We start from the raw sequence: 24,035 nt of genomic DNA, 5'->3' as shown, positions 1-24,035 counted from the left end.
CATAGAGGCAGAGTGACATAAGTGTTTACTCTGAGTTTGGGCGGCGGATCAGCTCATGCCGGCAAGCGTGCGTGCAGCGATGTAGCCAAAGGTGAGGCCCAGCGTGTTGTTGGCGCCGCTGCCGGGCGCCCGCCCGCGCCAGAGCGAGTTCATGTCCAGGCCGATCGCATGCAGGCCGGGAATCGGCTGATCCTGAGCATCGAGGACGCGGGCCCTGGCATCGACGCGCAGGCCCACGGTCGTCGTCGAATCGCCGGGGAAGATCTGCACCGCGTAAAACGGCCCGCGCCGGATGGCGCCGAGGCAGGGATTGGGCCCGTGGCCGGGATCGCCCATGAAGTGGTCGGCCTTGTCCTTGCCGCGGGCGAAGTCTTGGTCGATGCCGCTGTCGGCCTGCGCATTGAAGCGGCTCACCGTGGCGGCCAGGGCCTCGGGTGGCGCGCCGATCCGCTGCGCCAGGGCTTCGATGGAAGCAGCCTTGATGATGTAGCCCGCCGCCACCAGGCGCCTCAGGCCCCAGCCGCCTGGCCGCACCAGGCCCAGGCCGTAGCGGTGGATGAAGGCGTCGTCGCAGATCAGGTGGGCCGGCACCGAGCCGCTGCGGTGCATGGGCTCGACCAGGTTGGTGGCCGACTCGTTGCCGAAGCGTCGGCCGTCCTTGTTGACGGCGATGCAACCCGGCTTGCCGCGGTCGAGGAACAGGTGCGGGAACTTGCGCACGCGGCCGTCCGGCTCGTGCAGCACCGAGACCACGACCCAGCCCGCGTTGCTGTGGTTGGCGCCGTCGAAGCGGCCGCCGCACGCTTGGGCATTGCTGAGACCATCGCCCGTGTTGCCCTCCGGGACCAGCGATACGTGGTGTTCTGCGAAGGGGATGTAGCGGCGGCGCATGTCGGCGTTCGCCGAGAACCCGCCGCTGGCCAGTACGACGCCGCGGCGTGCCATCACCTGCACCGGCCGGCCCTCGCGTAGCACGGTGATGCCGGTCACCGACCGGCCCTCTGTCAGCAGGCCGGTCATCGGCGCGTGGTTCCACAGGCTCACGCCGGCATCGACGGCCGAGCGCAGGAGGCGCGCGGCCAGCGCATTGCCCATCGTCAGACGCATGCCGCGTGGGTGGCGCAGGCGGTCTCGCGCGTAGGCGAGACCGAGCTTGGCCATGTGCCTGAACGAGACCAGCGAGCGCGTCATGTTTGCGGCGTGGCCCATGTCGGGCAGGCCGATCATCAGACCGCCTGGCGCGTTGAATTCGTTCAGCGGCGGCCGCAGCCTGGCGAAGTGCGGGCCGAGTTCGCGACCGGCGTAGTCCATCGGGCAGAGCAGCCGGCCTTCGCGCATGAAACCCGCGGCGGTGGGATGCCAGTCGGCGAAGCCGCGTTGCAGGCGGAAGCGCACGGCGGTGTGCTCGTGCAGGTAGTCCACCATGCGCGGCGCGGCTTTGAGGAAGGCGTCCAGCAGATCGCCGCGAAGGCTGTCGCCGACGACCTCGTGGATGTAGCGCGAGGCAGCCTCCGGCGCTTCCTCGATCCCCGCCTGCGCCGCCAGCGTGCTCCGCGGCACCCAGATGCCGCCGCCGGACAGCGCCGTCGTGCCGCCGAAGAAGGCGGTCTTCTCGACCAGACAGACCTGGAGCCCGTGGCGGGCCGCCACCGTAGCGGCCGTCAGGCCGGCGCCGCCAGAACCGACGACGACGACATCGGTCTCGAGAGTCTGCGTCGCTTGCTGATCTCCAACCAGACCCATCAGGCCGGGCCGTAGAAGTTGTCCAGGAACTTGCTCTGCACCTCCACGCGCTCGCGACGGATCGTGGAGGACACCAGCGGGCTGTCCAGATCCTCCAGCGCATTGAGCACGAGGGTCGGGCCGCGGCCGAGGCCGCTCAGGCCCAGGCGGGCGACTTCCTGCGATGGGGTGAGCGGCACGAGGTCGGGCGAGAGATTGTTCTTCGCGAAGACGGTGCGCAGCTTCGGCGTGTCGGTGGCGCCGATCAGCAGGTTCAGCACGTCGACGCCGTGCGGCTTCAGTTCCTTCCAGAGGCTTTCGCCGAAGTTCATCGCATAGGCCTTGGTGGCCGTGTAGATGGCCAGGCGGCCGCAGCCGCCGAGGGCCGCCTCCGAACCCACCAGGATCAGCCCGCCGCGCCCGCGCTTGGCGAAGGCGGTGCCGAAGGCATGGCAGGCCTCGGTCAGCAGGTCGATGTTGCGCTGGGTCAGCGTGCGCCAGGAGGCGTAGGGCTTGTCGAGGAAGGGCCCGCCGACACTGTCGCCGCCGGCGTTGAAGACGACCAGTCCCAGGTCGCGCCCCGCGGCGGCCTGCTGGAGTTGGGCTGCGGCATCGGCGGCGGTGAGATCCAGCGAGACGGTGTGGACTTCGACCTTCTGTTCGGCACGGATGCGCTCGGCCAGTTCGTTGAGCTTGTCGATGCGTCGGGCCACCAGGATGACGTTCAGCCCCTTGGCCGCGGCTTGCAGCGCGAACTCGGCGCCGGTGCCTTCGGAGGCGCCGGAGATCAGCGCCCAGGGGCCGTAGCGATCGCGGAAGTCGGCGTCAGACATGGATGGGATGGTCATGATGCTTGTCTCCTTGGTGCCGCGGCCAGCTGGCGTGGCAGGCAGCCCGTGCGCTCGGGATAGGGGGCGCATCGATGCGATCATCAGCGTGGCTGCCGTCTTCAGAGCGACCGGCTGATGATCTCTTTCATGATCTCGGAGGTGCCGCCATAGATCCGCGCCACCCGCGCATCGACCCAGGCCCGCGAGATCTTGTACTCACTCATGAAGCCGTAGCCGCCGTGCAGTTGAAGCAGTTCGTCAAGGACCTTGCCCTGCATCTCGGAGCCCATCAGCTTGCACATGGCACCGACCTCTGCGGTCAGCTCGCCGCGCATGGCCTTGGAGAGGCAGTCGTCCACGAAGGCGCGCAGCATCGTCGCCTGCGCCTTGCACTCGGCCAGCTTGAACTTGGTGTTCTGGAAGTCGAACACCGTCTGGCCGAAAACCTTGCGGTCGCGCGTGTAGGCGATGGTTTCCTCCAGCAGCGCCTCGATCGAGGCGCAGGCGCGGATGCCGATGATCGTGCGCTCCCAGGCAAGCTGGTGGGTGAGGTATTTGAAGCCTTCGTTCTCGGCGCCCAGGCGGTTGCTGACCGGCACGCGCACGTTGTCGAAGAACAATTCGGAGGTGTCCTGACCCTTCAGGCCGATCTTCTCCAGCAGCTTGCCTTTGGCGAAGCCGGGCCGCTCCTCTTCCACGCAGACCAAGGTCAGCTTTTTGTCGGCCGGGTCGAGCTTGGTGGCCGTGACCATCAGGCCCGCGTTGCCGCCGTTGGTGATGAAGGTCTTCTGGCCGTTGATGATGTAGTCGTCGCCCTCGCGCCGGGCCGTCGTGCGCATCGCCCGCAGGTCGCTGCCGATGCCGGGCTCGCTCATCGCGATCACACCGATCAGTTCGCCACTGACCATGCGCGGCAGCCAGCGCTGCTTCTGCTCCTCGCTGCCATAGGCAACGATGTAGGGCGCCACGATCTCCGAATGGGTGGTGAAGCCCACGGCCGTGGCATTGGCGCGGGCCAGTTCCTCGATCATCACGGCCGAGTGGCCGAGGTCGCCGCCCGAGCCGCCGTATTCCTCGGGCACGGTGGAGCACAGCAGGCCCGCCTCGCCCGCCTTGAGCCAGAGCGATATCGGCACGATGCCGGCGTGTTCCCACTCGTGCAGGTGGGGGACGATCTCCTTGTCGACAAAACGGCGGACGGTTTCGCGGAACTGTTCGTGGTCTTCGCGGAAGACGGGGCGCATGGCGACTACTTTCCTGTGTAGCGGGCCGGGCGCTTCTCGAGGAAGGCGTTCACCGACTCGTGATGGTCTTCGGTGTGATGGGCCAGCGCCTGGTAGGCGGCCGAGAGCTCCAGCAGCGAGTCCAGGCGCATGTGCTGGCCTTCGCGCAGCAGCCGCTTGGTCAGGCGCAGCGCGTGGGCGGGATTGGCGGCGATGCGCTGGGCCAGCGCGAGTGCTTCCTGCTCCAGTTCGGCGGCCGGGACCACCTGCGCCACAAGTCCCCATTGCTCGGCCTTGGCCGCGTCGATGGTGTCGCCGGTGAAGGCCATCAGGCTGGCCTTGGGGAGGCCGATCACACGCGGCAGCAGCCAGGCGCCGCCATCGCCGGGCACGATGCCCAGCTTGACGAAGCTCTCGGCGAACAGGGCCTTGTCCGCAGCGATGCGGATGTCGCACATGCAGGCCAGGTCCAGGCCGGCGCCGATGGCGGGACCATTGACGGCCGCGATCACCGGCAGGTCCAGTTCGTACAGGGCCAGCGGAATGCGCTGGATGCCGTCGCGATAGCTGTTGCGCACCTCGTAGGGGCTGCCGGCGAAGATGCCGCCGCGTGTCTGCATGTCCTTGACGTTGCCACCGGCGCAGAAGGCCGAGCCATTGCCGGTCAGTACCAGGACCTTGGCCTCCCGGTCGCGGCGCAGGGCGTGACACAGGTCCACGAACTCCTGCATCTGCTGCGGCTCAGACAGGGCATTGCGGGACTCGGGGCGGTTCATGCGAACCAGTACGACCGGGCCGTGGCGCTCGACCAGCAGGAAGGGGTTGTCGACGGCAGCGCTCATTTGAATTCTCCAGCGGTGATGGCCGGCCAGAACTTGGCAGCGCCACCGACGCAGGCCAGGCGGCCGATGCGTTGCGACCACTCGCTCGCCGAACCGAACTCGCTGCGCCAGGCCCAGAGGCGGCGTGTGCTCAGGTGCAGGCGGTGCTCGTGGGTGAAGCCCATGGCGCCGTGGACGGCGTGGGCGATGCCCGCGGCGATACCGGCGGCCTCGGCGCTGCACACCTTTGCGGAAGCAATCCGCAGTGGCGCAAATTCGGCGCAGGCCGCCTCCGCGGTGACGGTGGCCAGCGCCACCTGTTCCGCCAGCACAGCGATCTGGTGCCCGATGGCCTGGAAGCTGCCGATCGGCTTGCCGAACTGCACCCGCTCGGTGGCGTGCTGGGTGCACATGGCCAGCACAGCCTGAAGTGCACCGGCCGTCTGCGCGGCCCGGAGCAGTGCGCCGCCTTGCAGCACGACGTCGGCGCTCAGGCTGGCGGGCCGGGCGGCGCTGGCGATCGGTGCGACATCGCTGAAGCTCATGTCGTCGCGGGATTCGCCGGCGATGTTCTGGCCTGCGTTGACCGCCGAGGCCGACGCGGTGGCCAGCAACACGACGCTGTCGCCGACCAGGGCCACGACATGCGCGACATGCCGCCCCCAGGGGACGCCGCTCAGACGTCCGCTGAGCTTGCCATCGGTCCAGGTGAGTCGGGCGTCGAAGGCGACCGACAAGGGGCCGCCCACGGCCTCCAGGCCCGCGCAGCCCAGCAGCCAGTTGCACAGGATCGCCTCGGGCAAGGGCAGGGGGGCGCAATGCCGGCCGCAGGCGAGAAGCACCGGGAACAGGTCGTCCCAGCTTGCGCCGGCGCCGCCGCTGGACTCCGGCGCCGCCGCCAAGGCGAAGCCGGAATCCTCGACCGCTGCCCACAGCGCCGCAGGCCACTGGCCGCCTTCGCTGGCGAGCACGGCTTCGGGCGTGCAGATGTCCGCGAGCAGGCGCTCGACGGTGGATTCGAAAAGTTCACGCATCAGCGCAGTCCTAGGCCACGCGCGATGATGCCGCGCAGGATTTCCCGGGTGCCGCCGCGCAGGGAGAAGGATGGCGCCATCTGCGTCAGTTGCGCGAGCACGCGGGCATGGGTGCTGCCGCCGGCGGTGCTCGGTGGCGTGTCGTGCAGCAGTTGAGCGATCTCGGGCAATTCCTGCTCGAAGCCGGTGCCGAGGTCCTTGACGCAGGAAGCGGCCAGCGCCGGATTGGCACCCGCTGCCAGCTGGGCGGTGACGGACAGCGACATCGTGCGCAGCCCGATCAGCTTCGCCGTCAGGCGCCCGATCTCCTTGGCTTGCAGCGCGTCGGGTGCGGGGCCGATGGCATCGATCAGCGTGTGCAGCAAGGCGATGCTGCTGAGGAAGCGTTCCGGCCCGCTGCGCTCGAACGCCAGTTCGGCAGTCACCTGTTCCCAGCCCTGACCCTCGGTGCCGATCAGCGATTCCGGGCCCAGTTCTACGTTGTCGAAGAAGACCTCGTTGAAATGCTCGCTGCCGGCCAGGTCGCGGATCGGGCGGATGGTCACGCCGGGTGCGCTCAGGTCGATGATGAACTGCGACATACCCTCATGGCGTGCCTTCGTCGGCTCGGCCGTGCGCACCAGCGCGATCATGAAATGCGACTTGTGGGCATTGGTGGTCCAGAGCTTCTGGCCGTTCAGGAGCCAGCGGTCCGTGCCCTCGATGCGCCTGGCGCGCGACTTGATCGAAGCAAGATCCGACCCCGATCCCGGCTCGCTCATGCCGATGCAGAAGTACTGCTCGCCGCGGCAGATCGCGGGCAGGTGGCGGTCCCGCTGCGCATCGCTGCCGTAGCGCAGGATCAGCGGACCGCTCTGGCGGTCCGCGATCCAGTGTGCCGAGACGGGCGCGCCGGCCGCCAGCAACTCCTCGATGACCACGTAGCGGGCAAAGGGGCCGGCCTCGGCGCCGCCGTAGCGCCTGGGCAGCGCCATGCCGATCCAGCCCCGAGCTCCCAGCTTGCGGCTGAAGCCGGCATCGAAGCCCATCCAGGAATCGGCGCGGCGCTCCAGCGGGTAGTCTGCCAGGGCTTCGCGCACGAAGCTGCGGACCTCTTCGCGCTGCGCCTCGGCCGCCTCGGGGATGCGGCTGTAGCGGAACTCGTTGGCGATCACAGCGCCGTCTGCGCGTCCGCCGCAGCGAACATGCGGTTGATGTCGCCCGAAGTGACCGGCTTGTTCGGGTCGCGCTCCGGCGCGGCGCCGCCCAGGCCCAATGCAGGCTCCACGCTGACGTGCTTGGCCTGTGCCTTCAGAGTGCCCACCGTGCAGTTCTCGCGGCCGAGGATGCTGAAGGGGTCGTAGCTGAACTCGCGCATCGCGTTCAGGTGAGTGATCTTGTTGATGATCTCGTCGCTGAGGTGCGCCGACTGCTTCTGGAACACCTCGGCCGAGTGCGGCCAGGTGCAGTCTGAATGCGGGTAGTCGCATTCCCAGCAGGCCATGTCCACGTTGATCGAGTCCAGGTTTTTCAGGCCGAAGGCGTCCTCGATGAAGCAGGTGATGAAGTGCTTGTTGAAAGTATCGCTGGGCTTCTTGCCGCCGAAGTTGGTGTTCGTCCAGGCGTGGTGATGGTTGTAGGTGAAGTCGGCGCGTTCCAGCAGGTAGGGAATCCAGCCGATGCCGCCTTCAGACAGAGCCATCTTCAGCTTCGGGAACTTCTTCCACATCGGCGCCCAGATCCAGTCGGCCGCCGAGTTGGCGATCGAGATCGGCATCGAGGTGATCCAGGCATCGATCGGCGATTCATCCGAGGCATGGGCCGCCTTGGCGCCGGTGCCGATGTGGCAGCAGACGACGACGTTGTTGTCGGCGCAGGCTTTCCACAGCGGGTCCCAGTGGGCGTTGTGGATGGAGGGGTAGCCGTGCACGGTCGGGTTGTCCGACAGCGTCACCGCATGCACGCCCTGGTCAGCCATGCGCTTGACCTCAGCGGCCGCCGCCTGCATGTCCCACCACGGCACCATCATCAGCGGGATGAAGCGGCCCGGTGCCGCATTGCACCAGTCGTGCAGATGCCAGTCGTTGTAGGCCTGGATGGCCGCCAGCGAAACGCCGCGGTCCTCGACGCCCTGGAAGCGCTGGCCGGCGAAGCCGGGGAAGGTGGGGAAGCACAGCGAGCCCAGCACGCCGTTGGCGTTCATGTCGTCGACGCGGGCCTTCACATCCCAGGTGCCGCGGCGCATGTGGGCGTAGGACAGCGGCTCCATGCCGTACTCCTCCTTCGGCCGGCCTACGACGGAGTTCAGCCCCATGTAGCCGGTGGCGCGCTCCTCGAATACCCAGACGTCGCGACCCTTGATCTGCTCGACCTTCGGGTGGCGGCCCTTGTACTTGGCGGGCATGTGGCGCTCGAAGGCGTTCGGCGGCTCGATGGCGTGATCGTCAACGCTGACGAGGATCAGGTCTTCCAGTTTCATCAACTTCCCCTTGGGTTGCGTGAGCGCCGAAGCGGACTGCGGCCGCGCTCGGTTCCGATGTGGGGCTGATGATAGGATCTAAATTGAACAGAATCAATGACTCTGTTCAGTAGTTGCGCACTGTCTGGTGTTTGTACCTAGAAGAGCGTCTTGGTCAGCGCAGTGCCGGCGGCGCGGAGCGCCTCCCCGATGGCATCCAAGCCGTCGTCGTCATAGTGGCCGCGAATCATCACGGCGGACAGCGTGAACGCAATCCTGCCGGAGGGATCGTAGACCGGGGCGGCGATGGCCAGGATGCCATTGGAGAAGTAGCCGTCGTCCTGGGCCCAGCCGCGCTTCCTGGCCCTGTTCACTTCGCGCCAGTAGGTGTCGAAGGAGAGGGGGCGGGACCAGTGGATGCCCTCGAACTCCTTGCGGGTCTCTTCTTCGCTCCAGCCCAGTTGGCCGATGAACAGGCGGCCGCTGGCGCCCATCAGCAGTGGCAAGCGCTGGCCCGGCGGCATGTCGATTCGCAGCGCGGCGGGGCTCACGACGGAGCTGACCAGCACGATCCGGTCGAGACCCATGCGGCGCCACAGCGTCATCGTGACCTGGTAGCGCGCCGCAAGGTCCTCCATCACCGGGCGGGCCAGTTCGATGCGCTGCCCCTGCGTCATCACCTGGTTGGCCAGCTTGGCCAGGCCCAGGCCGACGGTGTACATCTTGAACACCGGATTGAACTCGACCACCTCCTCGGCGACCAGCGTGCGCAGGATGTTGAAGCAGGTGCTCGGATTGATCTGCAGGTGGCGCGCGATATCGGCAGCGCGTTCGGGCGCCGCGGTCTGCGACAGATAGCGCAGGATGCGGATCGCATTGGAGACCGGCTTGACCGTGACGCCGCTGACGCTGGTGCTGTTTCGGGAGCCGTTGTCGGCGTCTTCGTCCACTTCATGTTCTTCGTTCGTCGCGCTGGGCATGGTGATGAGATGCGAGGATGAAGTGGTGCCGTGCGCAAAGCGTGGCCATGGAAAGGTGTCATGTCATTCTAGATATGGAAAAGCATTCCGATATCCGAATAATCACCGATCGGTCCGGCTCCGATTTGAAGACACAATCAGCATTAGTGTGCATAATTGGTCGACAAGAGATCGACGACAGGAGACAAGATGAGTTCGTCCGACACCCCGAAATTCCGCGTCATCGCCGACCGCAGCCGCTGCTGCGGCTACGGGCTGTGCGCCCAGGTCTGCCCCACGGTCTACAAGCTGGATTCAGACGGGCTTGTCTATCTCGATAGCGACCTGGTGCCCGCCGGCCTGGAGGAAGAAGCGAAGGAAGGCGCCGCGGCCTGCCCGGCCGAGGCCCTGGCCGTCGAAGCCGTCGCCTGACCATGGCCGGTCGCTTCGAAGGTAGGGTCGTCCTGCTCACCGGCAGCGGCGGCGGCCAGGGGCGCGTCGCGGCGCTGCGCTTTGCGCGCGAGGGCGCCATCGTTGTCGGCTGCGACGTCAACGCCGATGGGCATGAAGGCACGCGCGCGCTGATGGCCGCCGAAGGGCTGACGCTGCACGGCATGGCGCCGGTGGACCTGGGCGAACCCGAGCAGGCCCGCCAGTGGATTGAGGGTGCCGCGGAGCAGCACGGTCGCATCGATGTGCTCTACAACAACGCCTCGGCCGCCCGCTTCGGGCCGGTGGCCGAGCTGTCGATCGAAGATTGGCGCTTCACCATGCGCAACGAGATCGACCTGGTCTTCTTCGCCACCAAATATGCTTGGCCGCACCTGGCCAGACAGCGTGGCGTGGTGCTGAACGTCTCGTCCGTCGCCGCCTGGGGTGGTTCCAAGGCGGCCGGAATCTCGGCCCACGCGGCAGCCAAGGGCGCGGTGGTGTCGTTCACGCGGCAGATCGCGATCGAGGGAGCCAAGGTAGGCATCCGGGCGGTCAGCATCAGCCCGGGCTTCATCGCCACGCCGGGCACCGAAACCTTCATGCAGAACGCGGCGATGCGGGCCGTCATCCTGGACGGCGTACTGATGGACCGGCCGGGCGAATCCCACGAGGTCGTCTCCACGGCGCTGTTCCTGGCGTCCAGCGAAGCGTCCTTCATCACTGGCACCGACGTCGTCGTGGACGGCGGCCTACTGGCCCATTGAACTACCGGATTACCTGAGAGGACTCGACCATGGACATCATCGGCCTCGGCTACCTCGGTTTCGAAGCGACACCCGCCACGCTGGATCAGTGGCGCAGCTATGGCCCGGAGGTGATGGGCTTCCAACTGGGCGCCGTGCCGGCCAACGATCCGGAGTCGCTGTACTTCAAGATCGACGACCGCCGCAACCGGTTTGCCTTCCATCCCGGCAGGATCGATCGCCTGGCCTACATCGGCTGGGAGGCGCGCGGACGGATGGAGTTTGTCGCCGCGGTGGAGAAGTTCCGTGCGGCGAGCATCGAAGTGACGGTCGGCGATGCGGCGCTGTGCGAGCAGCGTGGCGTCAAGGAACTGATCCGTTTCAAAGATCCGGTCGGCTATCAGCACGAGTTGTACTACTCGCAGAAGTGGACGCCGAAGTCCTTCGTGCCGGGCCGTCCGCATGGCGGCTTCGTGGCGAACGCCCGTGGGATGGGGCACCTGGTCGTCATCACGCCGGAGTACCCGCCCGAGCTGGAGTCCTTCCTGATCGACCTGATGGGCTTCAAGTGGTACGGCGCCGGTGCGGGCAAAGGCAAGACCGGGTTCTTCCGCGCCAAGCTGAACGAGTCCACCAGCCATGACATCGCCTTCGGCTTCGGTGCCGGCAAGCGCGGCGTCCAGCATGTGGGCCTATTCGTGAAGTCGGTCCAGGATGTCGGCCAGACCTACGATATCGTCAGGAAGCGCAATCTGCCGATGATGATGACGCTGGGCCAGCACACGCAAGACCCGCACATGTCCTTCTATCACTTCAACCCGTCTGGCTTCGCCTTCGAGACCATCGTCGAGCTGGAGCCCTGGCATAACGACGGATTCGAGCTGAATCCGGAGAAGATGAGCACGTGGGGGCATGAGCTTGTCGGGCCGATCTTGGGGCCGAGCGTGCGCAATGTTGAGGAATTGAAGGACTTCTGATCTGCGCGCTGGGCGGCGCCTTTGACAGAAAGTTCCAACCGGCGTTTGCGGGTGCCGATCACGGCCAGCGGCATCCGCAGCTATCAGGACACCGCTTCTTAGTCGATCTGATTAGCTCGATGCCCGTGAGTCTACGCGTTCCTGCATCGCCGCATTGAACTCCCGCTTCAGCGTCGGGTAGTAGGCGATCTGCCCCTGCATGCCGCCTGCGATGTCGATGGACGCGCCGCTGATGAAGCTGGCCCGGTCGCTAGCCAGCAGTAGCACCATGCCGGTGACGTCTTCCGGCTTGCCGTAGCGGCCGGCGGGGACGACCTTGAGCACCATCTCGTCGAACTCCTCGCGCGTGCAACTGCCGGCCGGCATTTCCTTGAAGTGGCGGTTCCACTGGCCGGTGTCGATCCAGCCCATATTGAGTGTGTTCACCAGGATGCCGTCCTTGGGCAGGGACATGCCCAGCGTCTTGGACAGGGCGATGCAGGATGCGCGGTTGATCACCGAGGGGATGCCGTCCGGCGTCGGGATCGAGCCGGCCAGCGCGTTGATCTCGATGATGCGGCCCCAGCGCTGCTGGCGCATGTGCGGTACCACCGCCTGGATGAAGCGGAAGTGGCCCATCTGAAGCACATTGGCATGCTCGAGGATCTGCTCGGGCGTCAACGTGTCCAGGTTGCCGCCGCGGCCCTGGCCGGCGTTGTTCACGAGCACGTCCACGCTGCCCCAGGCGCTCGCCACCTCGTCCACGAAGGCCTTCACCGCCACGGTATCCGTCACGTCCACCGCGCGCGCGATGACGGCCTGGGCGGATTTCGCCAGTTCGTCGCCGACCGTCCGCACATCCGCCTCGGTGCGGGCACAGATGGCGACCCGCGCCCCTTCCTGTGCGAATGCGGTGGCGATGGCGCGGCCGATGCCGCGTGACGCGCCGGTGATGATGACGCGCTTGTTGCTCAGGTCGATGTTCATGAAGGGGGGCTTTCGCGGATGTCTGGCGATGCTGGCATTTATTTAAACACAAATAGAATATGTGTTCATGCAATTGGCCATTTCAATGTCTCCAACTGCGCGATGCGGAGGTCAGGCCGCCTTCAGCACCGTGTTGCAAGACTTCCATCGGCGCATCAGTTCAGCCTGCTTCAGCGTCACCGCTCTGGCGTTGCGGTCCCTGACGTGGCCGAAGCCCTTCACCGCCTGGGGCAGGCGCGCCAGTTCCATGGCGATGGCCATGCGTTGGTGATCAAGTTCGGCGGCGATGCCACTCATCAGTGCCTCGAAATCGCGGATGGCCTGGCGTTCGCTCCGCCGCTCGGCCGTGTAGCCGAAGGGGTCGAAAGGCGTGCCGCGCAGGCCTTTCAGCTTGGCCAGCGCCTTGAAGACGACGGCGACCCACGGGCCGTAGGCTTTCTTGACCAGGTGGCCCTGCTCATCCTTGCGCGCCAGCAGCGGCGGCGCCAGGTGGAAGCGCAGGCTCAGCTTGCCGTCGAACTGCTCACGGATCCGCTCGAAGAAGCCGGTCTCGACATGGAGCCGCGCCACTTCGTACTCGTCCTTGTAGGCCATCAGCTTGTAGAGGCTGACCGCCACTTCACGGGCGAAGCGGTCGCCGCCGGTGCGGCTCTGCTCGAGGCGCGCGATCTCGGTGACGAGGCGCCGGTAGCGCTGGGCATAGGCGGCATCCTGGTAGGCGCTCAAGCGCTTGTCCCGGTCAATCAGCAGTTGCGCCAGGCTGGGGAGGCGGTTGGGCATCAGCATGAGCGACTCTGAAGGGCGGATGCCTGCAGCCAGGCGCACGGCCGTCAGGTCCAGCGCGGCCTGGCGACCCCAGGTGAAGGCTCCCTGGTTCATGGCCACCGCGGCACCGTTCAGTTCGATCGCCTGGCTCAGCGATTCGCGCTGCAGCGGGATCCAGCCTTTCTGCCAAGCGTAGCCCAGCATGAACATGTTGCTCGCGACCGCGTCGCCGAGCAGGGCAGTGGCCAGTCGCGTGGCGTCGACGGCTGCGAGTTCCATCACTGCGCCGCGGACATGCTCCAGCAGGCCTTCCGGCGACGCTTGCCAATCGGGATTGCGCGTGAAGGCGCCGGTCGGTGCCACATCCGTGTTCATCAGCGCTCGGGTCCGGTCGATGGAAAGCGTGGCCATCGGATCGGTTCCGGCGCTGGTCATCAGGTCGCAGCCGAGGATCAGATCGGCCTGGGCCCGCGGCACTCGGGTGGCGTGCAGTTCGGACGGCGTTGCGGCCAGGCGCACATGCGACTGCACGGCGCCGCCTTTCTGGGCCAGGCCCGCCATGTCGAGCACACGGACGCCCTTGCCCTCGATGTGCGCCGCCATACCAAGGATGGCACCGATGGTCACGACGCCGGTACCGCCAACGCCAGCCACCAGGATGTTGTAGGGTTGAGCCAAGCTAGGCAGGGCAGGGTCCGGCAAATTCTCCGGCAGCCTAATCTTGCTGCGATCGGGCTTGCGGGGCTCGGCGCCTTCCACGGTGACGAAACTGGGGCAGAAGCCGTTCACGCACGAACTGTCCTTGTTGCAGGAGCTCTGATCGATCACACGCTTGCGGCCCAGTTCCGTCTCCAATGGCAGGATCGAGACGCAGTTCGACTGGATACCGCAGTCGCCGCAGCCTTCGCAGACGGCTTCGTTGATGACGATCCGCCTGGCCGGATCAGCCAGCTTTTTCGCCTTGCGGCGCCGGCGCTTTTCGGTGGCGCAAGTCTGCACGTAGACGATGGCCGAAACGCCTCCGACCTCGCGCACCTGACGTTGCAACGCATCCATGCTGTCGCGATGCGCGATGTGGCTGCCCGGCGGCAACTCATTGAGGCTGAAGTTCTCCGGTTCATCGCTGACTAGGTGCAATTCGCGAACGCCTTCCGCAGCGAGTTGATGCATCAACTGCGGCACCGAAGGCGCGCCTTCAACAGGCTGGCCGCCGGTCATCGCGACCGCATCATTGACCAACAGCTTGTAGGTGATGTTGACCTTGGCCGCGACAGCTGCCCGGATCGCCAGCGAGCCTGAGTGCATGTAGGTGCCGTCGCCGAGGTTGGCGAACACATGCGGCGTGTCCGTGAACGGTGCGGTGCCGATCCATGTGGCGCCTTCGCCGCCCATCTGGGAGAAGGTCTCGGTGCGCCGGTCCATGCCTTGCACGAGGTAATGGCAGCCGATACCGGCGAGCGCCCGCGAACCCTCGGGCACGCGCGTGCTGGTGTTGTGGGGACAGCCAGAGCAGAAGTAGGGCACCCGTTGCGGCAGGCTCGGATCGACCGGCAGGCTTTGGCGAATTGCCGTGCAGCCCTCGCCGAGCCAGGCGCTGACGCCCGGGGGCAGGGCACTGCGACCGAGCACTCGCTCGAGCCGGCGTGCGATCGCATCGGCGATCACCGCGGGGTTCAGCTCGCCATTGGGCGACAGCAGGATATGTTGACTCGGCACCTTCACCCACTCGCCGGCATCGTCGTACTTGCCCACGACGCGTGGACGATCCGGCTCGTTGTACAGGTGTTCCTTGATCTGGTACTCCAGCACCTGGCGCTTTTCCTCGACGACCAGGATCTCCTCCAGGCCCTGCGCAAACTCGACCACGCACTGCGGCTCCAGCGGCCAGACCACGCCCACCTTCAGCAGCCTGAGGCCCAGCGCAGCCGCGCCGTCCACGTTCAGCGCGAGTAGCTTCAGTGCCTCGCGCACGTCCAGGTAGCTTTTGCCCGCGGTCACGATGCCCAGCCTGGCCTGCGGCGCCGACCAGTCCTGCCGGTTCAGCCGGTTGACGCGGACGTACTCCAGCAGCGCGTACAGGCGCTCACGTTGCAGCCGGTTCTCCTGGACCAGTGGCGGATCGGGCCAGCGAATCGAGAAGCCATCCGGCGGGATCGGGTAGCTGTCGGGGATCCGGATCTCGACGGCCATCGGATCAATTTCCACCGAGCCGGAGGACTCGACCGTGTCGCTGACAACCTTGTAGCCGACCCAGCAGCCCGAGTAGCGCGACATCGCGTAGCCGTGCAGGCCGTACTCGATGAAGTCGTTGAGATCAGCCGGCGCCAGCACGGGGATCATCGAGGCGATCAACGCATGCTCGCTCTGGTGCGGTAGCGAGGAAGACTTGCAGGAGTGGTCGTCTCCTGCCACCAGCAGCACGCCGCCCTTAAGTGCACAGCCGGCGATATTGCCGTGCTTGAATACGTCGCCACATCGGTCAACGCCGGGCCCCTTGCCGTACCAGAGGGAGAACACGCCATCCACCCGCGCCTTCGGGTCTAGTGCGAGCATCTGCGTGCCCCAGATGGCCGTGGCGGCAAGTTCCTCGTTGAGGCCCGGCTCGAAGCGAATCTTGCGCTCCGTGAGGCGCGCCTTGTTCTTCCAAAGTTCCAGGTCGAGGCCACCCAGTGGCGAGCCGCGATAGCCGGAGACAAAGCCCTCGGTCTTCAACCCCACGGCCTCGTCACGGGCTTTCTGGGCCAGCAGCATGCGCACCAGCGCCTGTGTTCCGGTCATGAAGACGCGACCGGCAGGGAGGTCGTACTTATCACTCAATCGAACGGAGTGGCTCATGTGTGCTGGGCGTCGATGTGACTGATGTAAACAGAATTAGATAGTTTGTTCACAAAATGTGCCATAGTCGAATTCAATTTCTTGCCTCGCACATTGACATTTCCAATGTCCAAGACGACCACTACCGCCGAAGCCCGCGCCGTGCCGCGCTTCACGTTCCGACAACTCCACTACTTTGCTGCCGCGGCTCGCTGCGGTCAGATTTCGGTGGCATCGGCGGAGGTCGGTGTCTCACAGTCTGCGATGACCTTGGCGATAGCTGAACTGGAACGGTCGGTGGGCGCCACGCTGTTCGAGCGTGGCCGGCACGGCGTGAGCCTGACCTTCGAGGGCCAGGCCTTCCTTCAGCAGGCCGAGGGGCTGTTGCAGGCAGCGCGGGAAGCGTCGCGGCTGCCGTTTCATCGGCCAGCGAACCTCACGGGCCGGCTGGAACTGGCAGCCACGTACACGGTGCAGGGCTACTTCCTGCTGCCGATGGTGGCGCGGTTTCGCAAGCTGTTTCCGAACGTCGAGGTGGTTCCGATCGAACTGCCGCGTCCCGAGATCGAGAGCCGGCTTCGTGACGGGTCGCTGGAACTGGCGGTAGTGCTGCTGTCCAACCTGCAGTCTCGGGCAGGCATTGCCACGCGCATGCTGGTCAGTTCTCGCCGTCAGGTGTGGGTCTCGCACAACCACCCGCTGGCAGGCCGTAGCGTCGTGAACTGGTCAGACCTTGCACCCTATCCATACATCGTGCCGATGATGGACGAGGCGGACAGCAACTCAAGGCGTTACTGGGAGCAGGCCGGGCTGGAGCCCGCGTCCTGGATCCGCACCTCGTCCATGGAGGCCTTGCGTGAGATGGTCGCGTTGGGGCTCGGCGTGACCATCCTCTCGGATATGGTCTTCCGCACCTGGTCACTGGACGGCCGGCGCATCCAGCCACTGCCGCTCGACCAGCACCTGCCCGTCATGGAGATTGGGCTGGCCTGGCGGACCGCGCCTAATCTCTCTCCCTGCGCGACGGCGTTCCGGGATTTCCTGGGGCGCGCCGGCCCCCAGACATCGGACACCGAGGACGCTGTGGTGCGCGAACCTTCAGGTTCGCGCGTCCGTGTGTCGCCGTCTGTCTAAGAATCATCCTGCTGGCGCAAGCGCAGCGTGAACCGCCCCGGCGGGGCGGTTCAAACTGGTGACCATCAGCGTCTTGAACCCAGACCTGGCGGTACTCTGGAATGAGAGCGATCACCACGGTCTCCAACGAAATCGTCCCACCGGTTTCGCCCGAACCTGCATGCTCGCCACTCGCATTCACGCCCCGGCTTCCTTTCCCGCAGACGCTGTTGCCGCTCGGGCTTGCACCACAGTGCGACTGCCCGCTAGTCGCAGGGAAACCAGCCCACCGGCCCGGTCCAAATCACCTCGGGCCGGAAGTTCCCCGGCGCAAATGCCGGTGACCGAATGAAGTAGGCCCGCGTGACCGACACCTTCATCCGTGATTCCGTGAAGTCCTCGACGAACCCAAAATAGCGAACACCATCCCGATCCTGGCAGACCGCCCGGCCTCGCTCCCGCATGAGCTGCCATGCGCTTCGGGCGCGAGCCTCTTCCCTCATCTGCCGCGACTCCGCGTCGACTGCCGCCATGATCTTCCTTTGCTGGACGATCCGGTCCGGCATAAAACCGGCCCGCTGCAGCACCAGTTGATAGTCCAGCGACGGCGGCTGCCTCGTCGGCTCCACGTAGGTGATCTCGACCGATGACGAGCCATCCCCGTACCAGCTCTTCAGGGCCACCGCGAACAGGATCTTGTCCGGATCGTCGCCGGAGTGGCACAGCTTGTTCGCGTCGAAGCGCCCGCTCTGCCGCGCACACGCCTGCCGGAACCCTTCGTTCCAGCGGATCTCCTTGTCCGGACCGCCAGGCTTGTTGAAGAGGGACAGCGTTCGCAAGCCGTTGCCCACGGCAACCTTGGGCCGGGGCAGGTACGGTGTGGTGTCCACCTTCTCCGGGAGCGTTCCCGCGGCCCAGGCATACGCCCAGCTCAGCGCATGATCCCTGGGTGTCTGCGGCAGCGACTCACATCCCACGAGCACCAGGGACGTGACCAGTGCGGCCGTCCCTCTCAAGACCCAGGCACGCTTGGCGCACCCACCTATGTGCGACGACACAACGACACGAGACGCGGTCATAAGTCCTCCTTGATTGTGATGACCGGGAAGCGCTGCTTCGCGCGCACACACCGTCGCATCAATGTGCGAATTAGTGTGTGTTTGAATGAGTGTACTTTCGACACCCTGCCGGGGTGTCTCAGGCCTCTCCCCGATCCCGCTCGCGCGCCGAGGCGCCATCCCGCCCGGCCGCTCACCCGCAGGTCGCGTTCGGCGCCCGCATCCGAGAGCTGCGACTGCAGCGCGAGCTCACCCAGGAGGATCTGGCGGCGCACTGCGGCCTGTTCCGCACCTACATGAGCCGCATCGAGACCGGCAATGCCAACCCGACGCTGACCATGATCTGCGCGCTGGCCGACGCGCTTGGCGTGACGGTCGCCGACCTGTTCCCGGCCGGCACCCCGCCGAGGCCGGCCCGTGGCAGCAACCGCAAGCAGGGCAATCCGCCGTCGCGTGGGCGAGTGCGCTGAGCGCCTGGTACGACTCACACGCACCCCGACAGCAGCCAGTCGATCCAGCTGCCGCGGCGCTGCTCGTCAAAGCCGCTGACCGGGAACTCCTCGCCCCGCGGCAGGTGACTCCGCAGCGTCTGTGCCAGGGCCTGCGAGCGCGGGCCGGCCGCAAAGACCCCGTCGCTTACTGCTTCGACGAGCTGACAGCCCCGCTCCAGGCCTTCGAACGCGCGGATGAGTTCGGGCGCCGAGACCTCGTGGAACTGCAACTCCAGCCATCGCGACGGGCGCAGTTCCGCGCGCGCCGTCTGCGCCTCCGACACCGCCAGCGGCGGCAATTCGGATTCCCGAGCCAGACCGTCTAGGAACGCTGGCAGGCGTCGCAGGGCTTCGAGCCGCTGCCTCGGGCTGCAGCGCCCGTCCGGCCGGGGCGCAGGCTGCTCCCGAAGGAGACCATCTCGCCCGGGTGGCCTGTCCAGGTAAAACGCCGCCCACCAGCGCGCCGCGTGCGGACTGCCGACGGCCTCCTTGAGTTCAGCCTCTTCGGGGAAGTGCCAGGCGACGTGCCGAGCGCGGTCGCGGTGTTCGGTCAGCGCCGGCGGTGCGTCATGACCAAGGCTGAGCCTTGCGATCAGGCCGGCCGCTGTCTCGATGCTGCGCACGGCCAACAGCAGCCCGTAGCCCCCGAGATCTTCCAGCCGATGGGCGATGGAGGCCGAGCCAGGGTAGCGGTCGAGTGCCATCCCCGCCAGTTCACGCAGGCCTGGCGGCATGTCCTCGGTGCCCACCCAGGAGGTCATGAGCTCTCGCCCCAGGTTCAGCGCGATGCCGCGTTCATCAAACGTGGTCATGGCCGCTCCTCAGTGCAGTCCGATCGGCCGCACGAAGCCACCCAGAATCTCCAGATAGAGCTCCGGCTTGATGCGGCCCAGCCGATGCAGCAGCGTCAGTCCAATCACGGACGGCTCCAGTGGCGTCAGGCGCAGATAGCCTTCGGACAACGGCACCGGCGCCGCCAGATCCGGCAGCAGCTGGCTGAGGTTCACAGCGGCAATGCCCGGGCGGTCCACAATCCAATCCAGCAGCTCGACCTGATCGGCCGCGCTCAGGCTGCGCTGCGGGCTCGACAGCACCCAGCGCAATTGGCATCCGCGGGGCAGCAGTTCGCGCTCACGGGCGTAGTCCTCGATCTGGCGTTCGAGAGCCACAACCTGGGGCCAGGTCATGCCCGGTGTCGGGACGATGGAGAAGGAGAAGCCCAGGGCTTCCGGGTCAGGTGCGTTCATTCGAGACTCCAGGAGGTACGGGGATCGAGTTGGCCCGCGCGCAGCCCTCTTGCGGACGATGCGCGTTGGCTCACGGATGAAGGGACGGATCAGGCGCAAGTGCGGAGGAGGCGGCGCCCGTGCGGGTCGGAGGCAGGCGGTCGAGGTCATCGCGGCCTCACATACCGACTGCCACTCGGGCGTCCACGGGGTCGACGCATTCGCGTGCAGCGTCGTCCGTTGGCGGGTCGGGGTCCTCGGGGCCGCGCGCTGACCTCGACGCAGCCGCGGCGAACGGCGAACCAGACGCGCGAGCCCAGCGGGCCGAGGCCCTCATGAGCCCCGGGCGGCAGGGTCACCTCCAGGCGGCCGAGTGCGCTGCGCCGGAAGGTGACCGTCCAGGTGGGGCCGGTCGGGGTACGGCGTGAACGTGCGCCGCGCTTCATGCGGCGATCTCCAGCGTCCAGCCCCGACCGGGGTCGTGGACGACCCGATGCCCCGCGAGTTGCACGCGGGTCGGGAAGTGGCGATTCGCCCACCGCGCGAGGTCGCGGATGTCCGCATCCGTGTCGAGGGTCAGCAGCCGATCCAACGACTGACGAGCCTGCATCAGGGCCGCCCCCCAGGTCTGGGCCTGAGCAGACTCAGCGGTCCAGAGCCCAAGCCTGATGACGGCGAGGCTGGGGTAGCCGATGCAGGCGGCGCCCGCGGCTGCGCGCAGTTCGTCCGGCAGACCAGGCTGGCGCTGGATCTCCTGCAGCACCAGGTAGGCGGCACGGACGGAGTTGAGTCCGAGGGCGTTGATCCTCATGCGAGCTCCCAGACCTGCAGAGCGATCGGCGCCACGGAGAGCACCTCGGGCTGCTCGCTTAGCCAGTGGCACACGCCCTGGCAGAGCGCGGGCGAGATGCCGCGCTCGGGCTGCCTGAGCACGACGCTGTCGGGGGTGACGGCGACGCTCACCTGGAAGCCCTGCAGTCGTTGGGCGAGCCGGCGTGCGACGGCGCCGCGAGCGGACCAGGGGCCGCGGAACTGCACGCACAGATCGATGCGGGAGGGATGACGTTCGCGCCAATCGGCGGAAGAAGGATGGGAAGCACCTGTGCTCACGATCCAGCCTCCTCGTTGGCGTCCGGCGTTGTCGAGCCCTCCCGGGCTTGCCGGGCTTGGCGCAGCATCCAGCGCTGCATGCGCCATTCCGGCACCATGCTGCGGATCAGCGAGAACAGCAAGGCCGACGCCAGGGGCAGCTCCTCGCCGAGCTCGCGCCCGGCGGTGTTGGCCAGCACCTGGGCCAGCGACTGGACGTCCGAGTAGCGGACCACGGCGACCGCGGGATGCGCCGACAGCCAGTTCACGATGGGCTCGCCGTCGGCCTCGCTCATCGGCAGCAGCAGGCTGATCACCATGTATTGCTCGTCGTTGGCATAGCCGCCGAGCAGGCCCGCCGACTCGAGCAGAAAGGCCAGGTCACGTTGCAGTGCGTGGATGGCGTCCTGGCTGGTGTCGGGTTTGAACTCCAGGCGGAAGTGCAGCGTTGGCTGGACCAGGGCGCGGGACATGTCGAGGTCGTTGCCGAGGATTCGGCCGGCGCTCCAAATGAGTGGGCGCGTGCCGCGGAAATCCGCGCGGGGCGCGAGGAGGTCGAGGCCGGGAGGCAGAAATTCGTCGGACATGAAGGTCTCCAAAGGTCGTGGTCACGATCCCCGGCGGTCGGCAACGGTCGGCACTGGGGCCTGCCGTCATCGCCGGGGCATTTGCGAGCGCGTCGAAGCGAAAGGCTTGGCAGCGCAGGGACTAGTTCGGGCAGTGCTCCGCCGGCCCGGCCGCTCTGAGGAGGCTGGCCGTGCGGGTCACTTCAAATGGCAGGCCGAGGGCCTGGCGCCTGGCGGGGCTTCGAGGGACTCGAAGGCGTCAGGCGGCGAGTCGCCAAGGGGAGGGCGGTGGCTGCGGATCCTGGGCCGAGGGCCTGTCGCGTGACAGCGTCTGCTGAAGCATGCGGTCGAATGCCGAGCCGTCGTTGCGCGTCAGGTTGGGGACATAACGGCTATACACGCGGAACAGCATCTCGGTGGATGCGTGTCCGAGCTGGCGTGCGATCCACTCGGGCATCTCGCCTGCAGCGAGCCAGAGCGTGGCCGCCGTGTGCCGAGTCTGATAGGGACGGCGCAGCTCCAGCCCGAGGTGCCTCAGCAGCGGATACCAGACGCGCTTCGTGAAGTTGATCGTGTCGACCGGCTCGCCCTTCAGGTTGCAGAAGACGTAGTCCCGGTTGCCGGTGGCCTTCTTCTGGGCGAGCAGGGCGTCGTAGACGACCGAGTTCATGACGATGTCGCGCTGGGACGCATCGGTCTTCGTGTAGTCCTCTTCGCCGCCGACGATCGTCTCGCGCACGAGGATGAGGCGGCGCTCGAAGTCGATGTATTTCCACTTCAGGCCGTGGATCTCGCCGGAGCGCATGCCGGTGAAGAAGCGCACCGTCAGGTAGTGCTTGTAGTCGGGCCGGACGCGCGCGATCAGGTCCTGGACCTGGGTCAGCGTGAACGGCATGACGTCGGACTTCGGGATCTTGAGCGGCTTGAGCCGCCCCATCGGCATCGTGAACTCGTAGCGGTCCGCGGCCTCCTGCAGGATCTGGCGCAGGATCAGCATGATGGTGTTGATCCGGGCCGGGGAGAGCTTTGAGCCCTCGCGGCGGCCGGGGAGCTTGGACAGGTGGGCACGGAACTCGAGGATCTGCGCGCGGGTCACGGCCGACACAGCCGTCGTGCCGAATCGCGGCAGCAGATGCTGATCGAGCAGGCCGCGGACGGTGGCGTCGTAGGTCTTGCGCCAGCCGACGCGGAACTCGGAGTACCACTGGTCCGAGAAGCTGCGAAAGCTGAGACTGCATGGCACCGCACTGGTTATCGGGGTGACCACTGATGGGGGTGGTAGCACCTCATGGGTGGCGGCAGGAGATGTGGAAGTCAGCGGGACAGCAAGGTCCGGGAAGAACTTGCCCAGGTCGAATGTCCCTGTTCGAAGCGCCTCATTGAGCGATTCCAGCTTGGGGGCCAGTCGCTTTCGAGCGGCTGGGCTGTCTACTTCATCGGTTTGGGCTCGGTATCGAGCGCCGTTCCAGCGGAAGTCGAAGAACAGCTGGTGGTTCTCTTTTCTCGAGCGAAGGCTTGCCATGGCTTGCCTCACTCGATCGCGACGGGCATGGCGACGGAATCCGTGCTGCCCAATTTCATGTCGACCTCGATCGGCTCCCAGAGGAAAAGGATCTTCCGACCTCCGAAGGGACGGATGTAGTGTTTGCCCTCGATGAGGACGTTGTCCTTCAGTTGGTTCCGGATCGTCGCCGGCGTGTAGCGGATCCGTGCGGACAACTCGTCGGTCGTGAGATAAGTGACACCGTTCATGCTAGCCTCCTGAATCAAAGCGCAGCCCTATGCATCCAATGCAACTTATGTGCATCACATGGATTGCATAGTAGCACTTCAATGCGCGTTTGCAACATTAATGTTTCAGGTGCGCTACATGATTCGCTTCCGTCTCGCTGAGCTATTGGCCGAAGCGCAGTTCCAGCAGGGACGCAAGATCACGCTGTTGGAGCTCGCCGAGGCCACGGGCATCAACCGGATGACCTTGTCGAGGATGCTGAATCACAAGGGCTACGTGACCACCACGGAGACGGTGGAGCGGTTGTGCCGCTTCTTCCGATGCGCGGTTGGCGACGTCGCCGTGTACATCGACGACGAAGCTAAAGAGGCAGAAGAGGGCGCCGGCAGATAACGCGGCATCACGTGTGATCGTTAGTTCTGGCGAGGGTTGTCGTCAGCGACGGCTTCGCGTCGATCACATCCGGTTGTGTAGCCTGCGCGCCCTACTGTTATGGGCCGTTGACCCGGAGGCTGATCTCAGTCGTTCGCGGTTCAGCGCCTGACCAGCCGTTCCGGCCAAAACCGGCCACTGCGGTCCGATGGGCTGACTGGCAGCTTCATCATTGCAGATTCAACGGTCGCTCGACAGTGGCGCCCGCCCGGTGCCTGCTTGAACAACCGTTGCTGGGCTACGCCACTGGCTCAAACCGATTCTGCCCTTAGCGGCCTGGCGCTGTGCGATGAAGTCCGCCGGCGCACCTCACGTCCGCGGCACCGATGACAATTGATGCTGCACCCGCAGCGAATCCATCAGGCGCTTCCAAAGCCCAACAGGCTTCGCACCCACTTCCAGATGCCCAAGCTAGGTGCGTTCGACAAGGAAATGCCTGACGGCGCTCCTGATACGTCGGCAGAGGCGGATGGCACCGATGTTCCGACAGAGCTGGCCCCGTTCGTTTGAACACGGAGTCGGGGTTCGATAAGTGGAACTCGATCCGTCAGGCTGCCTGTTGAATCGCCGGCAGCGACGCGAAGTAGAACTCATCCGGGGTCTTG

25 protein-coding genes and 1 pseudogene are annotated in these 24,035 nt (G+C 66.2%); 7 read left to right on the top strand and 19 right to left on the bottom strand.

Going from position 1 to position 24,035, the window contains the following annotated elements:
* Positions 1-48: 48 nt before the first annotated feature.
* The 8 genes from NYP07_RS19630 to NYP07_RS19595 form a co-directional block, all read right to left on the bottom strand.
* The gene (locus NYP07_RS19630) at positions 49-1,743 is read right to left on the bottom strand and encodes an FAD-dependent oxidoreductase (protein ID WP_268153426.1); all 1,695 of its coding nucleotides are present in this window, start codon (positions 1,741-1,743) and stop codon (positions 49-51) included.
* Positions 1,743-2,570, bottom strand: a complete 828-nt coding sequence (locus NYP07_RS19625; RefSeq protein ID WP_268153425.1) for an SDR family NAD(P)-dependent oxidoreductase — start codon at positions 2,568-2,570, stop codon at positions 1,743-1,745. The genes NYP07_RS19630 and NYP07_RS19625 overlap by 1 nt, the downstream gene beginning before the upstream one ends.
* Positions 2,571-2,671: 101 nt before the next feature.
* Complete coding sequence (locus NYP07_RS19620; RefSeq protein WP_268153424.1) at positions 2,672-3,796, bottom strand: acyl-CoA dehydrogenase family protein; 1,125 nt, start codon at positions 3,794-3,796, stop codon at positions 2,672-2,674.
* Between the two features lie 5 nt (positions 3,797-3,801).
* Entirely contained in the window at positions 3,802-4,617 is an 816-nt protein-coding gene (locus NYP07_RS19615) for a crotonase/enoyl-CoA hydratase family protein (RefSeq protein WP_268153423.1), read from the bottom strand.
* Positions 4,614-5,630 (bottom strand): acyl-CoA dehydrogenase family protein, encoded by a 1,017-nt coding sequence (locus NYP07_RS19610; RefSeq protein WP_268153422.1) that lies wholly within the window; start codon positions 5,628-5,630, stop codon positions 4,614-4,616. The genes NYP07_RS19615 and NYP07_RS19610 overlap by 4 nt, the downstream gene beginning before the upstream one ends.
* The gene (locus NYP07_RS19605; protein WP_378991154.1) at positions 5,630-6,781 is read right to left on the bottom strand and encodes an acyl-CoA dehydrogenase family protein; all 1,152 of its coding nucleotides are present in this window, start codon (positions 6,779-6,781) and stop codon (positions 5,630-5,632) included. Before NYP07_RS19605 ends, NYP07_RS19610 begins: the two co-directional genes overlap by 1 nt.
* Positions 6,781-8,088 carry an amidohydrolase family protein gene (locus tag NYP07_RS19600; protein WP_268153420.1) on the bottom strand — a complete coding sequence of 436 codons (1,308 nt, stop codon included), beginning with the start codon at positions 8,086-8,088 and terminating at the stop codon, positions 6,781-6,783. Before NYP07_RS19600 ends, NYP07_RS19605 begins: the two co-directional genes overlap by 1 nt.
* Positions 8,089-8,225: 137 nt before the next feature.
* On the bottom strand, positions 8,226-9,047 hold the full coding sequence (locus NYP07_RS19595) for an IclR family transcriptional regulator (protein WP_268153419.1): 822 nt from the start codon (positions 9,045-9,047) through the stop codon (positions 8,226-8,228).
* Between the two features lie 189 nt (positions 9,048-9,236).
* On the opposite strand from NYP07_RS19595, the gene NYP07_RS19590 reads away from it, so the two are divergent.
* From NYP07_RS19590 to NYP07_RS19580, 3 genes are read left to right on the top strand one after another with little or no spacing between them, the layout of a single operon-like run.
* The gene (locus NYP07_RS19590) at positions 9,237-9,458 is read left to right on the top strand and encodes a ferredoxin (RefSeq protein ID WP_268153418.1); all 222 of its coding nucleotides are present in this window, start codon (positions 9,237-9,239) and stop codon (positions 9,456-9,458) included.
* 2 nt (positions 9,459-9,460) lie between these two features.
* The gene (locus NYP07_RS19585) at positions 9,461-10,222 is read left to right on the top strand and encodes an SDR family NAD(P)-dependent oxidoreductase (protein WP_268153417.1); all 762 of its coding nucleotides are present in this window, start codon (positions 9,461-9,463) and stop codon (positions 10,220-10,222) included.
* A 29-nt stretch (positions 10,223-10,251) separates the two neighbouring features.
* Positions 10,252-11,178 (top strand): VOC family protein, encoded by a 927-nt coding sequence (locus tag NYP07_RS19580; protein ID WP_268153416.1) that lies wholly within the window; start codon positions 10,252-10,254, stop codon positions 11,176-11,178.
* Positions 11,179-11,289: 111 nt separating this feature from the next.
* Here the strand turns inward: NYP07_RS19580 and NYP07_RS19575 are convergent, their stop codons facing one another.
* Positions 11,290-12,144, bottom strand: a complete 855-nt coding sequence (locus NYP07_RS19575; protein WP_268153415.1) for an SDR family oxidoreductase — start codon at positions 12,142-12,144, stop codon at positions 11,290-11,292.
* A gap of 111 nt (positions 12,145-12,255) precedes the next feature.
* The gene (locus tag NYP07_RS19570; RefSeq protein ID WP_268153414.1) at positions 12,256-15,744 is read right to left on the bottom strand and encodes an indolepyruvate ferredoxin oxidoreductase family protein; all 3,489 of its coding nucleotides are present in this window, start codon (positions 15,742-15,744) and stop codon (positions 12,256-12,258) included.
* A 105-nt stretch (positions 15,745-15,849) separates the two neighbouring features.
* Between NYP07_RS19570 and NYP07_RS19565 the strand changes: the two genes are divergently transcribed.
* Positions 15,850-16,857 carry a LysR family transcriptional regulator gene (locus NYP07_RS19565; RefSeq protein ID WP_268153413.1) on the top strand — a complete coding sequence of 336 codons (1,008 nt, stop codon included), beginning with the start codon at positions 15,850-15,852 and terminating at the stop codon, positions 16,855-16,857.
* Positions 16,858-17,102: 245 nt separating this feature from the next.
* Here the strand turns inward: NYP07_RS19565 and NYP07_RS19560 are convergent, their stop codons facing one another.
* Positions 17,103-17,915 (bottom strand): hypothetical protein, encoded by an 813-nt coding sequence (locus NYP07_RS19560; RefSeq protein ID WP_268153412.1) that lies wholly within the window; start codon positions 17,913-17,915, stop codon positions 17,103-17,105.
* Positions 17,916-18,028: 113 nt separating this feature from the next.
* Here NYP07_RS19560 and NYP07_RS19555 point away from each other — a divergent pair, with 113 nt between their 5' ends.
* Positions 18,029-18,364, top strand: a complete 336-nt coding sequence (locus NYP07_RS19555; RefSeq protein WP_268153411.1) for a helix-turn-helix domain-containing protein — start codon at positions 18,029-18,031, stop codon at positions 18,362-18,364.
* Positions 18,365-18,378: 14 nt separating this feature from the next.
* Here the strand turns inward: NYP07_RS19555 and NYP07_RS19550 are convergent, their stop codons facing one another.
* The 8 genes and pseudogenes from NYP07_RS19550 to NYP07_RS19520 all read right to left on the bottom strand — a co-directional run bounded on the left by NYP07_RS19550 (position 18,379) and on the right by NYP07_RS19520 (position 23,018).
* Entirely contained in the window at positions 18,379-19,197 is an 819-nt protein-coding gene (locus NYP07_RS19550; protein WP_268153410.1) for a hypothetical protein, read from the bottom strand.
* 9 nt (positions 19,198-19,206) lie between these two features.
* Positions 19,207-19,632, bottom strand: coding sequence for a hypothetical protein (locus NYP07_RS19545; RefSeq protein ID WP_268153409.1), 426 nt, complete (start codon positions 19,630-19,632; stop codon positions 19,207-19,209).
* A 421-nt stretch (positions 19,633-20,053) separates the two neighbouring features.
* On the bottom strand, positions 20,054-20,422 hold the full coding sequence (locus tag NYP07_RS19540) for a hypothetical protein (protein ID WP_268153408.1): 369 nt from the start codon (positions 20,420-20,422) through the stop codon (positions 20,054-20,056).
* Positions 20,419-20,721, bottom strand: a complete 303-nt coding sequence (locus NYP07_RS19535) for a hypothetical protein (RefSeq protein WP_268153407.1) — start codon at positions 20,719-20,721, stop codon at positions 20,419-20,421. The genes NYP07_RS19540 and NYP07_RS19535 overlap by 4 nt, the downstream gene beginning before the upstream one ends.
* Positions 20,718-21,287, bottom strand: a complete 570-nt coding sequence (locus NYP07_RS19530) for a hypothetical protein (RefSeq protein WP_268153406.1) — start codon at positions 21,285-21,287, stop codon at positions 20,718-20,720. Before NYP07_RS19530 ends, NYP07_RS19535 begins: the two co-directional genes overlap by 4 nt.
* A gap of 238 nt (positions 21,288-21,525) precedes the next feature.
* Positions 21,526-22,509 carry a tyrosine-type recombinase/integrase gene (locus NYP07_RS24075; RefSeq protein WP_268153405.1) on the bottom strand — a complete coding sequence of 328 codons (984 nt, stop codon included), beginning with the start codon at positions 22,507-22,509 and terminating at the stop codon, positions 21,526-21,528.
* A gap of 99 nt (positions 22,510-22,608) precedes the next feature.
* Positions 22,609-22,788 (bottom strand): annotated as a pseudogene (locus NYP07_RS24165) (Arm DNA-binding domain-containing protein); the annotation flags it as partial.
* An 8-nt stretch (positions 22,789-22,796) separates the two neighbouring features.
* A complete protein-coding gene (locus tag NYP07_RS19520; protein WP_268153403.1) occupies positions 22,797-23,018 on the bottom strand; it encodes a hypothetical protein in 222 nt (73 codons plus the stop codon).
* Positions 23,019-23,136: 118 nt separating this feature from the next.
* On the opposite strand from NYP07_RS19520, the gene NYP07_RS19515 reads away from it, so the two are divergent.
* The gene (locus tag NYP07_RS19515; protein WP_268153472.1) at positions 23,137-23,391 is read left to right on the top strand and encodes a helix-turn-helix domain-containing protein; all 255 of its coding nucleotides are present in this window, start codon (positions 23,137-23,139) and stop codon (positions 23,389-23,391) included.
* A gap of 375 nt (positions 23,392-23,766) precedes the next feature.
* On the top strand, positions 23,767-23,940 hold the full coding sequence (locus NYP07_RS19510; RefSeq protein ID WP_268153402.1) for a hypothetical protein: 174 nt from the start codon (positions 23,767-23,769) through the stop codon (positions 23,938-23,940).
* Positions 23,941-24,035 lie beyond the last annotated feature (95 nt).

The sequence above is a fragment of the Pelomonas aquatica genome, from assembly GCF_026712205.1.
In the GTDB taxonomy this organism is placed as follows: domain Bacteria; phylum Pseudomonadota; class Gammaproteobacteria; order Burkholderiales; family Burkholderiaceae_C; genus Pelomonas; species Pelomonas aquatica.
This window is presented reverse-complemented; position numbering and strand designations above follow the sequence as displayed.

Bases quoted from the DNA above. Each gene is read 5' to 3' on its own strand.
- NYP07_RS19630 (WP_268153426.1), bottom strand. From the start codon at position 1,743: ATGGGTCTGGTTGGAGATCAGCAAGCGACGCAGACTCTCGAGACCGAT.
- NYP07_RS19625 (WP_268153425.1), bottom strand. From the start codon at position 2,570: ATGACCATCCCATCCATGTCTGACGCCGACTTCCGCGATCGCTACGGC.
- NYP07_RS19620 (WP_268153424.1), bottom strand. From the start codon at position 3,796: ATGCGCCCCGTCTTCCGCGAAGACCACGAACAGTTCCGCGAAACCGTC.
- NYP07_RS19615 (WP_268153423.1), bottom strand. From the start codon at position 4,617: ATGAGCGCTGCCGTCGACAACCCCTTCCTGCTGGTCGAGCGCCACGGC.
- NYP07_RS19610 (WP_268153422.1), bottom strand. From the start codon at position 5,630: ATGCGTGAACTTTTCGAATCCACCGTCGAGCGCCTGCTCGCGGACATC.
- NYP07_RS19600 (WP_268153420.1), bottom strand. From the start codon at position 8,088: ATGAAACTGGAAGACCTGATCCTCGTCAGCGTTGACGATCACGCCATC.
- NYP07_RS19595 (WP_268153419.1), bottom strand. From the start codon at position 9,047: ATGCCCAGCGCGACGAACGAAGAACATGAAGTGGACGAAGACGCCGAC.
- NYP07_RS19590 (WP_268153418.1), top strand. From the start codon at position 9,237: ATGAGTTCGTCCGACACCCCGAAATTCCGCGTCATCGCCGACCGCAGC.
- NYP07_RS19585 (WP_268153417.1), top strand. From the start codon at position 9,461: ATGGCCGGTCGCTTCGAAGGTAGGGTCGTCCTGCTCACCGGCAGCGGC.
- NYP07_RS19580 (WP_268153416.1), top strand. From the start codon at position 10,252: ATGGACATCATCGGCCTCGGCTACCTCGGTTTCGAAGCGACACCCGCC.
- NYP07_RS19575 (WP_268153415.1), bottom strand. From the start codon at position 12,144: ATGAACATCGACCTGAGCAACAAGCGCGTCATCATCACCGGCGCGTCA.
- NYP07_RS19570 (WP_268153414.1), bottom strand. From the start codon at position 15,744: ATGAGCCACTCCGTTCGATTGAGTGATAAGTACGACCTCCCTGCCGGT.
- NYP07_RS19565 (WP_268153413.1), top strand. From the start codon at position 15,850: ATGTCCAAGACGACCACTACCGCCGAAGCCCGCGCCGTGCCGCGCTTC.
- NYP07_RS19560 (WP_268153412.1), bottom strand. From the start codon at position 17,915: ATGACCGCGTCTCGTGTCGTTGTGTCGTCGCACATAGGTGGGTGCGCC.
- NYP07_RS19550 (WP_268153410.1), bottom strand. From the start codon at position 19,197: ATGACCACGTTTGATGAACGCGGCATCGCGCTGAACCTGGGGCGAGAG.
- NYP07_RS19545 (WP_268153409.1), bottom strand. From the start codon at position 19,632: ATGAACGCACCTGACCCGGAAGCCCTGGGCTTCTCCTTCTCCATCGTC.
- NYP07_RS19540 (WP_268153408.1), bottom strand. From the start codon at position 20,422: ATGAGGATCAACGCCCTCGGACTCAACTCCGTCCGTGCCGCCTACCTG.
- NYP07_RS19530 (WP_268153406.1), bottom strand. From the start codon at position 21,287: ATGTCCGACGAATTTCTGCCTCCCGGCCTCGACCTCCTCGCGCCCCGC.
- NYP07_RS19520 (WP_268153403.1), bottom strand. From the start codon at position 23,018: ATGAACGGTGTCACTTATCTCACGACCGACGAGTTGTCCGCACGGATC.
- NYP07_RS19515 (WP_268153472.1), top strand. From the start codon at position 23,137: ATGATTCGCTTCCGTCTCGCTGAGCTATTGGCCGAAGCGCAGTTCCAG.
- NYP07_RS19510 (WP_268153402.1), top strand. From the start codon at position 23,767: ATGCTGCACCCGCAGCGAATCCATCAGGCGCTTCCAAAGCCCAACAGG.